The organism is Phragmitibacter flavus (genome assembly GCF_005780165.1).
GTDB lineage: Bacteria > Verrucomicrobiota > Verrucomicrobiia > Verrucomicrobiales > Verrucomicrobiaceae > Phragmitibacter > Phragmitibacter flavus.
The window spans coordinates 255,323-269,931 of record NZ_VAUV01000008.1 but is presented as its reverse complement, the minus strand read 5'-3'; the positions used below and the strand labels follow the sequence as shown (position 1 = coordinate 269,931).

At 57.0% G+C, this 14,609-nt stretch carries 14 protein-coding genes and 2 tRNA genes; 11 read left to right on the top strand and 5 right to left on the bottom strand.

Annotated features, from left to right (window positions below):
- Positions 1-17: 17 nt before the first annotated feature.
- Together FEM03_RS12550 and queF are read right to left on the bottom strand one after the other, a co-directional pair.
- The gene (locus tag FEM03_RS12550) at positions 18-1,430 is read right to left on the bottom strand and encodes an aspartate aminotransferase family protein (RefSeq protein ID WP_138086609.1); all 1,413 of its coding nucleotides are present in this window, start codon (positions 1,428-1,430) and stop codon (positions 18-20) included.
- 159 nt (positions 1,431-1,589) lie between these two features.
- Complete coding sequence (gene queF / locus FEM03_RS12545) at positions 1,590-2,003, bottom strand: preQ(1) synthase (protein ID WP_425501963.1); 414 nt, start codon at positions 2,001-2,003, stop codon at positions 1,590-1,592.
- Between the two features lie 138 nt (positions 2,004-2,141).
- Here queF and FEM03_RS12540 point away from each other — a divergent pair, with 138 nt between their 5' ends.
- Positions 2,142-4,679 carry an AMP-binding protein gene (locus FEM03_RS12540; protein WP_138086607.1) on the top strand — a complete coding sequence of 846 codons (2,538 nt, stop codon included), beginning with the start codon at positions 2,142-2,144 and terminating at the stop codon, positions 4,677-4,679.
- 16 nt (positions 4,680-4,695) lie between these two features.
- Here the strand turns inward: FEM03_RS12540 and FEM03_RS12535 are convergent, their stop codons facing one another.
- The 3 genes from FEM03_RS12535 to FEM03_RS12525 are packed head-to-tail and all read right to left on the bottom strand — an operon-like array spanning position 4,696 to position 8,780.
- Entirely contained in the window at positions 4,696-5,709 is a 1,014-nt protein-coding gene (locus FEM03_RS12535) for a phytanoyl-CoA dioxygenase family protein (protein ID WP_138086606.1), read from the bottom strand.
- Positions 5,706-7,583, bottom strand: coding sequence for an aldehyde dehydrogenase family protein (locus tag FEM03_RS12530; RefSeq protein ID WP_166442819.1), 1,878 nt, complete (start codon positions 7,581-7,583; stop codon positions 5,706-5,708). Before FEM03_RS12530 ends, FEM03_RS12535 begins: the two co-directional genes overlap by 4 nt.
- Before the next feature lie 27 nt (positions 7,584-7,610).
- Entirely contained in the window at positions 7,611-8,780 is a 1,170-nt protein-coding gene (locus tag FEM03_RS12525; RefSeq protein WP_138086604.1) for an isocitrate/isopropylmalate family dehydrogenase, read from the bottom strand.
- Positions 8,781-9,010: 230 nt separating this feature from the next.
- Between FEM03_RS12525 and FEM03_RS12520 the strand changes: the two genes are divergently transcribed.
- From FEM03_RS12520 to rplL, 10 genes are all read left to right on the top strand, one after another.
- Positions 9,011-9,613 carry a flavin reductase family protein gene (locus FEM03_RS12520; protein WP_138086603.1) on the top strand — a complete coding sequence of 201 codons (603 nt, stop codon included), beginning with the start codon at positions 9,011-9,013 and terminating at the stop codon, positions 9,611-9,613.
- A gap of 198 nt (positions 9,614-9,811) precedes the next feature.
- Positions 9,812-9,886, top strand: a tRNA-Thr gene (locus FEM03_RS12515).
- Positions 9,887-9,950: 64 nt separating this feature from the next.
- Positions 9,951-11,135, top strand: a complete 1,185-nt coding sequence (gene tuf / locus FEM03_RS12510; protein WP_138086602.1) for an elongation factor Tu — start codon at positions 9,951-9,953, stop codon at positions 11,133-11,135.
- Positions 11,136-11,266: 131 nt separating this feature from the next.
- Positions 11,267-11,342, top strand: a tRNA-Trp gene (locus FEM03_RS12505).
- Positions 11,343-11,374: 32 nt separating this feature from the next.
- Positions 11,375-11,584 carry a preprotein translocase subunit SecE gene (locus FEM03_RS12500; protein ID WP_138086601.1) on the top strand — a complete coding sequence of 70 codons (210 nt, stop codon included), beginning with the start codon at positions 11,375-11,377 and terminating at the stop codon, positions 11,582-11,584.
- A 25-nt stretch (positions 11,585-11,609) separates the two neighbouring features.
- Complete coding sequence (gene nusG, locus FEM03_RS12495) at positions 11,610-12,179, top strand: transcription termination/antitermination protein NusG (RefSeq protein ID WP_138086600.1); 570 nt, start codon at positions 11,610-11,612, stop codon at positions 12,177-12,179.
- A 60-nt stretch (positions 12,180-12,239) separates the two neighbouring features.
- On the top strand, positions 12,240-12,665 hold the full coding sequence (gene rplK / locus FEM03_RS12490) for a 50S ribosomal protein L11 (RefSeq protein WP_138086599.1): 426 nt from the start codon (positions 12,240-12,242) through the stop codon (positions 12,663-12,665).
- Positions 12,666-12,764: 99 nt separating this feature from the next.
- Positions 12,765-13,472 carry a 50S ribosomal protein L1 gene (rplA, locus tag FEM03_RS12485; protein ID WP_138086598.1) on the top strand — a complete coding sequence of 236 codons (708 nt, stop codon included), beginning with the start codon at positions 12,765-12,767 and terminating at the stop codon, positions 13,470-13,472.
- Between the two features lie 19 nt (positions 13,473-13,491).
- Entirely contained in the window at positions 13,492-14,007 is a 516-nt protein-coding gene (rplJ, locus tag FEM03_RS12480) for a 50S ribosomal protein L10 (RefSeq protein ID WP_138086597.1), read from the top strand.
- A 178-nt stretch (positions 14,008-14,185) separates the two neighbouring features.
- Positions 14,186-14,566, top strand: coding sequence for a 50S ribosomal protein L7/L12 (gene rplL, locus FEM03_RS12475; protein ID WP_138086596.1), 381 nt, complete (start codon positions 14,186-14,188; stop codon positions 14,564-14,566).
- Positions 14,567-14,609: the final 43 nt, after the last annotated feature.

Below are 14,609 nucleotides of genomic sequence, written 5' to 3'. Positions count from 1 at the left end.
TTGGATTATCAACGCGTTCAGACAGCCACTTCCATCATGCCGCTCGAAATAGAGGCGCTCTCACCGCCCAAAATTTCGTGCACGGCCTCGCTAAAGGCGTCGATGCTTTCCACCAGAGCAGCACGACTGATACTCAACGGCGGGGCGATTTTAATGGTCTGGCCCCAAGCTCCGACTGGGGCAAAAAGGAGAACACCCTTGTGGAAGCTGCGTTCGATGATGGCGTGTGCCGTGTCGTGGTCCGGTTGTCCGGTGACAGGGTCGACCATCTGCAATCCGCCGACCAGACCTTTGGCCGTGGCGCGGCCAATATGCTGTGGGTGGGCAGCCTGGAGTTTTTCCAATGCAGCAACCAGCAATGGCTCCAGCGAGGCGGCGTTTTCGGTAAGATGGTGCTCGAGGATTCGGCGAACCGAAGCCGTGGCGGCGGCGCAGCAAACCGGGTTGCCGGTGTGTGTGCTGGTCATCGCTCCAGGCGGAAATTGATCCATCACCTCGGCGCGACCAATCACGGCGCTGATGGGCAGAGAGGAGCTGATGCCTTTGCCGCAGCAGATCAGGTCGGGCGTGATGCCGTAATGTTCGAAGGCCCAGAATTTGCCGGTGCGACCGAACCCCGCCTGCACTTCGTCCATGGCGAGAATGACGTCGTGTTGTTTGCACCAGGCCGCCAGTTCCTGGACATAGGCCACCGGGGCGAAGTCCGGGCCCACACCCTGGTAACTTTCCATCATCACGCCGGCAATGTCGGCAGGTTCGAGTCCGTGTTCCTGCAAGGCGTCGAGGAAGGTTTCAAATCCCACCTCTTTCTGCCAGTAACCGTCGGGGAAGGGCACCTGGATGAAAGCGGGATCCGTGTTGACGATCCATGCCTTTTGTTCGTCCATGCCGCCGGCTTGTTGGGCACCCAGGGTGCGCCCGTGGAACCCTCGGTCAAAACCGATGATGCCAATCTTGCGCCTTCCACCGACCTTGATGCCGTGGGCGCGTGAGAGTTTGATGGCTGCCTCGGCGGATTCGGAACCGGTGGTCAGGAGAAAGACTTTATCCAGTCCTTCTGGGGCAACGGAAGCGAGGAGTTCCACCAGAGTGGCGCGTTGTTCGCTGGGGAAAACGTAGTTGTGAAGGAGACCGTTGCGCACCTGGTCGATGATGGCCTGGCGGATTTCCGGCATGCCATGACCGGCATTGGTGACGAGCACGCCGCTGCTCCAGTCGATCCAGCGATTACCGTAGTCATCGTAAACGGAAAAATCTTCAGCACAGTTCCACACCAACGGCGGCATGCCACGCATGGAGGCCGGCTCCAAGGCGCGAAGTTTTTCCAAAACAGGCACGCTGTCCGGGTGGGGAAGTGGCGTAACAATGGAGCGATGACGCGTCAGAACGAACGGCACGTCGACAGGTGTGATGCAAAATTCTTTTCCCATGATGTAGGTAGAACGAATGAGCGTCGTTCAAACCTGTGCATCGGATCATGGATACTAATACTTTTGTGATGTGTTCAAAAATTCACGCACAAAAATAGAAGGCTCGTCTCGAGCCTTTTGGAGTTGGATGAAAGGCCCGAGACGGACCTTCTACTTTCCTTAATGGCAGCAGCCACCGCCGCCGCCTCCTTCGCATTCGGCATCTTCGTGATCATGCCAGTCGGGGAAGCGGGCGTCGCAGGTGAGCTGGATGCCGCCGCGCGCGCCAAATTCGCCACGCACATGCACTTGTTTCGGTGAGCAGGCTTTCACGAAATCGTCGAGAATCCGATTCACAATCACTTCATTGAAAGCGGGCAGATTGCGGAAGGAGGCGAGGTAAAATTTGAGGGATTTGGTTTCGATGCACCGTTCATTGGGCACGTAAACGATTTCCAGGCTGGCGTAGTCCGGCTGGCCGGTGACGGGGCAGACGGAGCTGAATTCAGTGCAGTTCAGGGTGATGCGGTAGTTGCGGCCAGGCGTGCGATTCGGAAACGATTCGAGCTTGGCATCATCAGGGGAGGAGGGCAGCTGGTTTTCAGAGTGGCCCAAAAGCGTGAGGTCATCGGCGAGGTTCGGCATGGACCTCAGATTGCCCAGATTTGATGGGGTGACCAGCGGTAATTTGCGGGGGCTGGTTGAGGTTGACACCCGCATGGAAAAGAGGGAGTGGTTCAGACTTTGCAGCAAATCGTTCATACAGCAAGGATCGCGGGTGCCGGTAGTGCGGGGGCCATGTGGGAGAGTGTTGAGCAATCGATTCCGAAGGTGTTTGAAGGGGTGGTGCGAAGCTGGGGATCGAAACGCGCCATTGGTGCCGGTGGCTGGCAGCCAACTTTCGCGGAGTTGAACCTGAAGGCCAATCAGGTTGCCCATTTTATATTGGCGAATGGCGGCGGGACGGGAGATCTGGTGGCAATTTTGATGCGACATGATTTGCCTCTTTTTGCGGTGCTGCTGGGAGTGTTGAAGGCGGGCAGGGTGGTTTTAGTTTTAAACACGGCGGATCCACCTGCAAGGCTCGGGCAGGTAGTCGAGGATACGAAGCCTCGATGGTTGTTCGTAGACAAGGAGCATGAAGACTGGCTACCGGGGCTGGCGGAGCATGCTTTTGCCACCTGGTGTTATGATGACAGGGATTTGGACGTGGGTTTGAGTGCAGACGCGGATGCGAATCCACGAATGGAGCTTCGGCCCGAAGCGCCTGCTTATCTGATTTTCACTTCGGGATCGACGGGAAGGCCCATGGGAGTGATCCAGAATCACCGCAACCTGTTGCATTCGGTGAGGGGTTACCGCCGAAGGTTGGGTTATTGCGAGTCAGACCGGGTGGTGTTGCTGGGATCGCTTTCGGGGGGGCAGGGAATGATGACCACTTTTTGCGCGTTGTTAAATGGGGCGACCCTGTATCCATATGCGTTGCGCAAGCGGGGGGCGGCTCCGCTGGCAGACTGGGTGGTGAAACACAAGATCACCGCATTTGTCTCATCGGCCTCGGCGTTCAGGCGTTTTGCGCAGGCGGTGCCTATGGGCGTGAAGCTGCCTCATCTGCGGCTGATCCGACTGGGGGCGGAGCGGACACTGCTGGCGGATTTGGAGGCGAGCCGAAGGATCGCGGAGGAGCATTGTCAGTTTGCCAACGTTCTCTCTTCCTCGGAAACGGGGAATGTGACGCAGTTTGTCTGTCGGGTAGGGGACGCGCCGCGAGGTGGGGTGATTCCCATCGGGTCTGCGGTTGAGGGCAAGCATTTGATGATCATGGACGAGAACGGCCAGTTGGTCACGGATGGAACGGAGGGGGAACTGGTGGTGGTGAGCGATTTTTTGTCTCCAGGCTATTGGAACAATCCGGTGGCCACAGCCCAGTCCTTTCACATGGTGCCGGGAAGTCGTGAGCGAATGTTTCGAATGGGCGACCGCGGAAGAATGGGGGGAGACGGTTTGATTGAACATCTGGGACGCAGGGACCGACAGCAGAAATTGATGGGCAACCGCGTGGATTTGCGGGCGATTGAAGAAGTGTTGTTGTCGATGCCCATGGTCCGGGAGGCGGTGGTGGTCGTGATGGACAAGCCTGGTGGTGGAGTGGAGTTGTGTGCATGGTTGGTGCCGGACGAGGGTTGTGGCGAGGAGGTGGAACAGAAGGTGCGGGATGGTTTGCGAAGTTTGCTGCCGGCTTATATGGTGCCTGGCAGAATTGTTTCATTGCCGGCCATTCCATTTACGGCGAATGGCAAGCCGGACCTCTCGGCGCTGAGGATTGAGGACGAGAAACGGATTTCGACCTTCGAAGTGCTGCCCCGAACGCGCACGGAGGAGCGGATTGCGAAGGTGTGGTGCGAGGTGTTGAATCGATTGTCGGTCGGGGTCTATCAGAATTTTTTTGAAACAGGGGCTGACTCGCTTCAAGCGGTGGATCTGTCCCTGCGGTTGTCAAAAACGCTGGACCTGGAAATTGATGCAGGGACACTGATTTACTTTCCCACCATTGCCCAGATGGCCGATGCGGTGGACAGCGGGATTGTTCGACAAAGGCGAGAACCTTGGTTCCGCAGGGTGACGGCGAGTCTGCTGGAACTTCGGCCTTCCGGCACGGGAACTCCGCTGCTTGTGATTCCCGGTGGGTATACCGGTGAGGCAGAACTGTTGGTGTTCATGCAGCTGATCGCAAAAATGGAAACAAAATGCCAGGTGTTTGGAATACGGTTGAATCTGCGGGCCAAAAAGGTGATTCCTCCGTGGTCCCTGTGTCAGCTGGCGAGGAAAGTGGGGCAGTCCTGGCACGAGCGTTTTCCGATGCAGCAACCGGTGATCGTCGGCGAGTGTCAGGCATCGACTCTGGCGTGCGAAACGGCCCGTTGGTTCGCGAAAAAGGCCGGTGTCACTCCATCCCTGATCCTGCTTGATCCCTGGCTGCCGCGTTTTGCACCGCCCAATGATGTTCGGCATGGCGCGGCAATGGATCGCTACTACAAGCTTTTGCGTTCAGCGGCTCCCGGGCGGTATCCCAAGCCGGTGCATTTGGTCTGTTCGCAGGAATCGAAGCGGCTTGGCCCCTGTCTCGAATGGTGGAGTGCCAGGCTCGGCAGCGCCTGCATTGGCCGCGTAGCGCCTGGCGATCACGCCACTTATCTGCGTGAGCGTCGGGCGGATCTGGCCAGGGTGCTGGATGAAATTTTGTCTGAGGATGGCGCGGCGTCGCGCTGAGGTGGACCGGGCTGGATCAGACCGGACCGGGAAGCAGTGACTTTTGTAATACCAGTTTGCGCAACAGGGAGTCGTGTTCTTGGACAGGATAAACTTTGGGGGGCATGAAGGTCTCTGAAAAATCGGTTCGACAGGCACCCGTGTATCCAAGCATGAGCTGGAACCTCGGCTGGATGGAGTTGCGGCTGCCAAAATGCAGGCAGCCTGAAGATTCGATAAAGAGCACGGTGCCACGTTTACCGGTGAACTCGATCGCATCGGCGGGGTTGGCGACGGAGAATACTTCTTCGTCGCTGAGACGGTAGCCACGAGCGTGTTTCCAGTAACCCAGTTGTTCTTTCACATGCTGGGAGATGGATCGGGGCAGGAAGGTCCAGGGTCCGTGTTCACGAGTGGTGTCACGCAACAGCACCAGAACGTAGACATTGGGCAGGGAATAGTAGTCGATGTGGTAGAGCTGGCTGTCATGGGGGCGGTCGGGCTGATCATCGAAAGCGGCATTGGATTCAACAAAGCGGATGCCCGAGGGGAGTGTGGTCGACAGCGCCGGGATGCAGCCCACGTAGTGGCAGATCGGGGCAAGGATGTCGCTGGAGGTGGCGAAATCGAGGAATTCCGGGTAGTCGAGAGGATCGCTGCCTGGCTTCCACACATCTTGAAAGTAACTGCGATAGGTTCCGGGCTCGGACTTGCGCTGGCCTGACCGTTCAGCGATGATTTTTTCCGAGGACGCAAGGATGCGGTCCAAATGGGGGAGCGACATGGAATCATCGATCGCCCAGCCGTCGTTGAGGTGGATGGCGGGGACGGTGAATTGCCCGTTGGCCGTCATCAACTCCTGCAGCTGATCTTGGTAAAGCTGCCGCCGCCACTCGTCTTGCGCGCAATTCTCGACCTGGTTGCAGGCGTAAGCGAGCCGCATGGTGTCGGCGATGCCCAGTTGTTCCATGTGATTGTGATGAAGCTTGCGACCGAGATCCGGGGGAACAGGGCGCAATGATGGCAGGTAGTGGTCGGTGGTCAGGCTCATAGGTAAACGGTTTGGATGCGCGTGAAAAAGTCAAGATCGTGGCTGCCATGTTCGGGCGGTCCGCTGCCCGAGGCCTTCCATCCTCCAAACGGAACGTCCACCATGGCATCGGAAGTGGAGGCATTGATTTTGAGAATGCCGGCCTGGGCCTCGTCGAGAAAGCTGCGGATGAGGTCAGCGGAAGTGGAAAACAGAGCGGCCGCGAGTCCTTGTGAAACGCCGTTGCACAGCGCGAGGGCGTGTTCCCAGTCGCGGGCGGTCTGCACGACCAAAACGGGGCCGAAAGTCTCCTCCTGGACAATTTCGAGGCCGGGATCAGGGCAAATGATCACCACTGGAGCCAGCCACGAATGGGACCCGGTGAAATCTGACGTGATGAACGGCTGCTGACCCAGGGGATAAAAAGTGGAACACCCTTCGCGGATGGCGCGTTGCACCAGCAAGTCCACACGATCCCGCTGCGTTGCACTCACCATCGGCCCGATGCGGGTGTTGGGGTCAAGTGGATCCCCCCAAGACATGGCGGCGGCCTTCTCAATCAGCAGGCGCATCAATTCCTCCATGATCGATTCATGAACGATCACCCTGCGGTTGGCGGTGCAGCGCTGGCCGGTCATTTCGAAAGCACCGGCGGCGATTTTTTCGGCAGCCAGATTCAAATCAGCATCCCGCCATACGATGGCGGCATTGTTGCCACCCAGTTCTGCCTGAAATGGCAGGTGGCGCCGGGCGCAGACTTCAGCCACCTCGTAACCTGCCCCCGATGAAGCGGTGATGGTCACTGCGCCGATCTCTGGTTGTGAAAGCAGCGCACGACCTGCATGGGCATCTCCTTCAACCACCTGCAGCAGGGCAGGTGGCCAGCCGCACTGCCGGGTTAACGCCATAATCTCGCGGGCGATGGAGGCGGCTTCTGGGGCTGGTTTCCAGAGGACGGTGTTGCCGGCGAGAATGGCAGGGATGATTTTGCCGAGCGGGATGTAGACCGGATTGTTCCACGGCGTAATGATCGCCACCACTCCGTGCGGCTTTCTGCGCACTTTGATGACCGCATTTTCGGCAGGAGTTTCCAAATGGACGAAACGCCTGGCAATGGCTTCGATCATTTCCGCTGATCGCAGCACTTCCATCTGCCCAAAATGAACCGGCTTGCCGATTTCAACCGCCATTTGACGGGCGAGCGCTTCCGCACGTTCCCGAAGCGGCTGCACCAACCGCATGGCCAGCCCGGTCCGATGGGCAAGATCGGTGCGACGCCATTCGCGGGCGAAGTCGGATGCGTCGGACGACAGCGTGCGCAGCGTGGGCTTGTCAGTCATTCGGCCACCGGGTGGCTTGCCCTCCAGCAAACGGGCCGCCAGGGTGGCACTGGGGGCAAAGTGGACCCCGCGCTCCTCAAAAAAACGTCGTGTTGAAGCTACATGCAGTGGGTCGTCACTGCCTGTGGCATCTTCGGCGACAAACACCTCATATCCAGCCTGGAAAAAATCCAGCACGGCCTGACGCACGCAGGCATGGGTCATCACTCCGGCGATCAAGACTTTTGATGAAGCATGGGCGCGAGCCTCTTCCACCAGACGGGGTGCCGCGAACCCCTGTTTGTGAAGCAGCTTTTCGCCCTCGATCTCGCGCAGGGAGGGCGGCGGTGAGTGTCCATCGCTGCCCTCAACGCAAGTCCAGCGATCGTCTCTACGCCAATGGGCCATGCGATTGTCGGGATCTTTGGTCACCGTGGTGCGGACATGAATGACGGGCATGGCGTGGTGCCGGTAGGCATTCAGCAGGAAACCCGCACGTTCAATGATAACGCCCGCCGCAGGGCGCAAATCGGCACGCCCCAGGAAGTCGTTTTGCAAGTCCACCAAGACTAGCATGGATGCTGGAACTGGCAGGTCCATAAATCAGGAATAAGCAGCCGCTGAACTTTCCCTGCCCAGTTGCCCGTGGACTTGTTCGGCCACCATGGCTGCCAGTTCCCCTGTGCGAACAACCCTGCAGCCGGACACCGCCACATCCCGCGTTCTGTAGCCGTTTTTCCAAACCGTCTGCACGGCTTTTTCCACCGCTGCAGCTTCGCGCCACAATCCAAACGATTCGCGCAGCATCATCGCCGCAGAGAAGATCTGGCCCGCAGGATTGGCCACTTGTTGGCCTGCCAGGTCATACGCCGCTCCATGGTTGGTTTGGTAGATGGCGCGGTGACCGTCCGCTGAGTAATTGCCCGAGAATGAGATCCCGCGCGCGCCCAACAACACCGCCCCCAGATCACCCAGAACGTCGCCAAACATGTTGGGAGTTGCGATCACATCAAAAGCCGAAGGTTCACTGATCAGTCGATAGGACATCAAATCAATGTCCACCATCGAGAAGGTGACGTTCTCCGTCTCGGCGACCTCTGCCATGCAGCGTTGCCACAAACGACTGATGCCCGGCACGCCCGACTCCTTCCAGACCACGGTAAGATGTCTGGACCGGCTCGCGGACAACCGCGCTGCCGCCGTCAAAAAGCGACGCACCCCCGCCGCTGAATAGCTGAATTCGTGATGCGCCGCCTCGTCGGTTTCGCGCCAGATTCCCTGATAAGCTCCGCCGCAGTTTTCCCGCACCACCAGAATATCCAGATCACGCACCCATTCCGGTTTCAGGCGGCAGATATCCGTCAACCCGTTGATCTTTTGCAGCGGACTGATCTTGAAAAACAAGTCGAAGGCCATCCTTGCATCATACACAAAACGACCTCCTCCCGGCCCACAAAGCACCGCGCCGCCAGCATCAAAAATCTCGTGGCAAAACTCCACAACATCCCGGGTCAATACCTGTCCACATTGCCGTTCCGCATCCCTTCCAATGGCTCCTCCCTCGCGAACCTGCAGTGTCAGTCCTGTCGCAGATGCGACGGCTTGCAGCACCTCAAGGCTGGCGGCAATCACCTCCGGACCCACCCCCTCCCCGGGAATGGCTCCCAGAAGCAAATCCCTGGTCGGGCACCGGGACGCCCTGCTTTTGTCCCCATGCAGGCAGGTGGTCCAAAGTTGCGGAGGCTCAGCGGGATTGAGGCGTTGAATTGACATGGATGACAAAAAAGGGAGTTTTGGCGGTTCGGGAGGGCCGGATTTCTAACATCTCCTGCCGAGTTTTAAGAAGTTACGCTTATCTCCTTAAACATAACCATCAATGGAAAACATTGACCGTTGCCGACAACCTGCGCCCTCCGACCCCTACAACACCTCGCCGCGAGAGACTTGGTGAATCACCCCAATTCTTTGGGTGCGCGTCAATTCTGCAAGGCGTAAAGCTAAACATGGAAATCGATCTCACCGGCCCCCATCGCGAAGACGCCTACTCGATCCTAGCGGGGCTGGTCACTCCGCGCCCTATCGCGTTGACCACCACCATCGATCCCGAGGGACGCATCAACGCCGCCCCGTTCAGCTTCTTTAACGTGCTCGGCGACAGCCCGCCTATTGTCGGCATCTGTCCCGGCGACCGCGAGCCTGGAGTCCCCAAGGACACCGCCCGCAACATTCGGCTCACGCATGAATTTGTCGTCAATCTGGTCGATGAAGGCATCATGGAGCAGATGAACCTCTGTGCCGCGACCCTGCCGCCCGGTCAGAACGAGCTTGAACATGCCGGACTCACCGCCGTTGCTTCATCGGTGGTCAAACCACCCCGCATTGCGGAAGCGCCCGCTTCGCTCGAATGCAAAAGCTGGGGCATCCTCGAGATTGGCGATAATCGGTTGATCATCGGCGAAGTTCTCCGCGTTCATGTCCGCGACGGCATCTTCAGTCCAGGGAGCTGGCTGATCGATCCGGCCAACTATCATCCCATCGCTCGCATGCAAAGTCCCGGCTGGTATGCCCGCACCCGCGACATGTTCGAAATGAAGCGTCCCGCGTGAAACTATGCCCCGTCTGTCCCACCACGTGAAATACTTCAAAGTTTTTTTGAAATTTTTTTGACAGAACCTGTAACACCATTAGGTTGCCCCCCACTTTTTCGGTAAAAGCGGGAAATTTTTGTCTTTGCGCCTCGGGGTGCGGTTGCAATTTTTCTGGTTTTTACCGCTGAAGTTAGGCGTTTCTACGGCAAGTGGTGCGCTCGTGTAGCTCAGTGGTAGAGCACGTCCTTGGTAAGGACGAGGTCAAGGGTTCAAGTCCCTTCACGAGCTCCATCGGCCCTCAGATTCGCGCTCAGTCTCTCCAAACCCAAACGTGCATTAATCACAACCCAACACCATGGCTAAAGAAGCTTTCCAGAGGAACAAACCACACGTCAACATCGGCACGATTGGCCACGTTGACCACGGCAAAACCACGCTGACCGCCGCCATCACGAACACCTTGGCCGAAAAAGGTTTCGCCCAGGCGAAAAAGTATGACGAGATCGACGCAGCTCCAGAAGAAAAAGAGCGCGGCATCACGATCAACACGGCTCACGTTGAATACGAAACCGAAAATCGTCACTATGCGCACGTCGACTGCCCAGGGCACGCTGACTACGTCAAAAACATGATCACCGGTGCAGCGCAAATGGACGGCGGCATCCTTGTCGTTTCCTCCGCTGACGGCCCCATGCCTCAGACCCGTGAGCACATCCTTCTTGCCCGTCAGGTCGGCGTTCCCGCTCTTGTCGTGTTCATGAACAAAGTGGACATGGTGGACGACGCAGAACTCCTCGACCTCGTCGAAATGGAAGTTCGCGAACTCCTCAGCAAGTATGAATTCCCTGGCGACGACATTCCGATCGTCAAAGGTTCCGCCCTCAAGGCTCTTGAAGGTGACGCCGAACAGAAGGCCAACATCTACAAATTGATGGAAGCCGTTGACTCCTACATCCCGCTCCCTGAGCGCCCGATTGACCAGGACTTCCTGATGCCAGTTGAAGACGTGTTCGCGATCGAAGGTCGTGGCACCGTTTGCACCGGCCGTGTGGAGCGTGGCATCGTGAAAAAGATGTCCGAAGTCGAAATCATCGGCATCCGTGACACCGTCAAAACGACCGTCACTGACATCGAAATGTTCCGCAAGCTTCTCGACGAAGGTCGTGCTGGCGACAACGTTGGTCTTCTCCTTCGTGGCATCAAGAAAAACGACATCGAGCGCGGCCAGGTTATTGCCAAGCCCGGTTCCGTGAAGCCACACCGCAAATTCCAAGCCGAAGTCTACGTCCTTTCCAAGGACGAAGGTGGCCGTCACACGCCTTTCTTCAGCAACTATCGTCCACAGTTCTACTTCCGCACCACGGACGTGACTGGCACCGTCAAGCTTCCTGATGGCGTTGAAATGGTGATGCCTGGTGACAACGTGACCGTTGAAATCGAGCTCATCACTCCGATCGCCATGGACAAAGCTGACAAATTCGCCATCCGCGAAGGTGGACGCACCGTCGGCGCAGGCCGCGTTGCCAACATCCTCGATTGATTTTAAGCCGTTTGGGTGATGCCGCCGCAGGGCTCAAAAAGTCCTGCGGCGCTCTTGTCGCCCGGTAATGGCATAAAATCTTGCAATTTAAATCTTTCAATTTATCCTGAGCATTCCGTCAAGTCTTCAACACGTCAGTAGCTCAATTGGTAGAGTAGTGGTCTCCAAAACCATTGGTTGTAGGTTCGAGTCCTACCTGGCGTGCCAACCTTGTAATTTGCTCTTTGCTTGACGAAAAAATGAACCGTGTATCGCGCTACTTCTCCGAAGTCTGGGCTGAGCTCAGAAAAGCCACCTGGCCTTGGGACCCCAAAGAAAAAGGGTTCGCTCGCTACAAGGAACTCACTGACGCCACCACCGTGGTGCTCATCGCCATGATCATCCTTGCGGCATTCACTGCGTCTTTCGACTTCGTGATGCGCAAATTTTTCCAGTTCTTCATCAGCTAATCAACTTTCGGCTCCGAAAACCACCATGCCCGCCATCCCAGAACCCAAAGACCAGTGGTATGTGCTCCACGTCCGTGCCGGATTGGAGCAGCGTGTGCGTGAAAACATGGAGCGCCGCATCGCCACCGAGGAGATGAGCGACCTGGTTTTTGAGGTCGTTGTCCCCACCGAACGCGTTGCCGAAGTCAAAAAGGGCAAGCGCAGCGAAACGACCCGCAAAGTGTTTCCTGGCTATATCCTCGCCAACATGTGGTTGCTCGACGAGAACAACAAGCCGGTCGTCAAAACCTGGCACTTCATCAAGGAGACCGATGGTTTCCTCAATTTCGCCGGCACCAAAGATCATCCGATTCCGCTTCGTCCGAAAGAAGTGGAGAGCCTCCTCGCCCAGGTCCGTGACCGTGAAGAAGGTGTCAAACCGAAGGTCATGTTCTCCGTCGGAGACAACGTTCGTGTGGCCGATGGTCCTTTCGAAAGCCAGACCGGCATCATCGAAGAAATCGACCCCGACCGCGGCCTGCTGCGCGTGGCCGTCAACATCTTCGGGCGCTCCACTCCGGTGGACCTCGAATACTGGCAGGTCGAAAAAGCCTAAGTTAAGCCCCCCAACCAACCTCGCCCCCCTTTACTCCTTCAACGTTCACACTCCTGCATTATGGCCAAAGAAGTCGTCAAACAAATCAAACTCCAGATCAAAGCCGGCGCCGCCAACCCAGCGCCACCCATCGGTCCTGCCCTCGGTCAGGCTGGTGTGAACATCATGGCCTTCTGCAAAGAGTTCAACGCCGCCACCCAAAAAGTCGCCGGTGACATTCTACCAACCGTCATCTCCGTTTATAAGGACAAAAGCTTCACCTTCATCACCAAGCAGCCACCTGCTTCCGTGCTCCTGAAGAAAGCCGCCAACCTTGCTTCTGGTTCCAAAGAGCCCAACAAAGTTAAAGTGGCCAAGCTCACCAAAGCCCAGCTTCGCGACGTGACCAAGTTGAAGATCGAAGACATGAACACCAGCGACCTCGAAACCGCCACCCGCATCATGGCCGGCACCGCCCGTCAGATGGGTATCGAGATCATTGACTGAGCGAAGCATCTCAAATCTGAGATCTCAAATTTCAAATCCGTAATCCCAACCAAGCAGGAGAGTCCTGAAACAACGATTCGCTAATACTGCATCCCAAACATGAGCCAAAAACGCAGCAAACGATACAAGAAGGCCGCCGAGATGATCCCGGCGGACAAGAAGTTCACGCTTGAAGAAGCCGCTGAACTCCTCAAAAAACTTCCCGCCACCAAGTTCGACCAGAGTGTCACGCTCTCATTCCGTCTTGGCGTTGATCCACGCAAATCCGACCAGATGGTTCGCGGCACCTGCCCGCTCCCCAACGGTTCCGGCAAAAGCGTCAAAGTCGCCGTGTTCGCCGTGGGCGACGCTGCCGACGCCGCCAAAGCTGCGGGTGCTGAGTTTGTTGGTTTCGAAGACCTGATTGCCAAAGTCAAAGAAGGTTTCACCAACTTCGACGTCGCCATCGCCACTCCTGCCGCCATGGTGGAAGTTCGTAAATTGGGTAAACAACTCGGACCTCGCGGTTTGATGCCCAACCCAAAAACCGGCACCGTCACCGACGACACTGCTGCTGCGGTCAACGCCGTCAAGGCAGGCCGCGCCGACTTCAAACTCGACAAAGGTGGCAACATCGCCGCCGCCATCGGCAAAACCGCTTTCACTCCTGAGCAGCTCGCTCAAAACGGCCAGGCCCTGATCGACGCAGTCGTTCGCGCCCGTCCCGCCACCGCCAGAGGCAAGTTCATCCAGAACATCACCCTCACCGGCACCATGTCCCCTGCGCTTCCTTTGGATGTCGCCAAATACGTCAAATCCGCTGCCTAACCTTTAGAATCTACCAACGATGAAAGCTGAAAAAACAGAGATGATTGCGGCCCTTCTTGAGAAGGTGAACGCTTCGCCGTTCTTGCTTGTGGTGGACTACACCGGGCTGACCGTGGATAAATTCGACGAACTCCGCAAGCGCCTTCGCGGTGCTGGTGCCGAGCTTCACGTCTACAAAAACACCCTGGTGCGTAAAGCATCCGAACAAGCCGGTTACCCAGAGAAGCTCGCCAGCGTGCTCTCCGGTCAGTCCGCTTTTGTGACTGGTGAAAAAGACGTCTGCGCTGCCGCCAAGGTCATGAAGACCTTCGCCAAAGAGTTCCAGAAGCCCGAAGTTAAAGGTGGTGTGCTTGACGGCCAATACCTTGAGCCATCCGGCGTCCAGGCTCTTGCCGATCTTCCTTCCCGCGAAATCTTGCTTGCCAAATTGCTTGGAACCCTTCAAGCCCCGGCCAGCACGCTCGTCCGTTTGCTCAACGAACCCGCCGCCTCCCTGGCACGCGTTCTTCAAGCCAAGGCCGACAAAGCCGCTTAAGGAGATTTCAGATCTCAAATTTGAAATTTCTAATCGATTATTCCAACCCTTTGATCAGATAGCAGCTTCACCGCTGTTTGAACCGTTAAAATACCAACCCAGTTCCTTGCCGGATCAGCGGCTGCTGACCTTAAAATGAGCGATGCTTCGCCCAACGGACACACTGAAAGATAATATTATGGCAGACCTTACCAAACTCGTAGATGAACTCAGCGCCCTTACCGTCCTGGAAGTCGCTGAACTTGTGAAAACTCTTGAAGACAAATGGGGCGTTAGCGCCGCAGCTCCTGTCGCCGTTGCCGCCGCTGGTGGTGCCGCCGGCCCTGCTGAAGCCGTTGCTGAGAAGACCGAATTCGACGTCATCCTCACCGACGCTGGCTCCAACAAAATCGCCGCGATTAAAGAAGTTCGCGCAGTGGTTCCTGGCCTCGGCCTTGCTGAAGCCAAAGCCCTTGTCGAAAAAGCTCCTCAGCCTCTCGCTCAAGGTGTTACCAAGGAAGTCGCTGAAGAGATCAAGAAAAAGATCGAAGCAGCCGGCGCCAAAGCAGAAATCAAATAATTTCGCGTTTTCGCAAAGTCCCAACTTGTGCTGCGTCGCCATC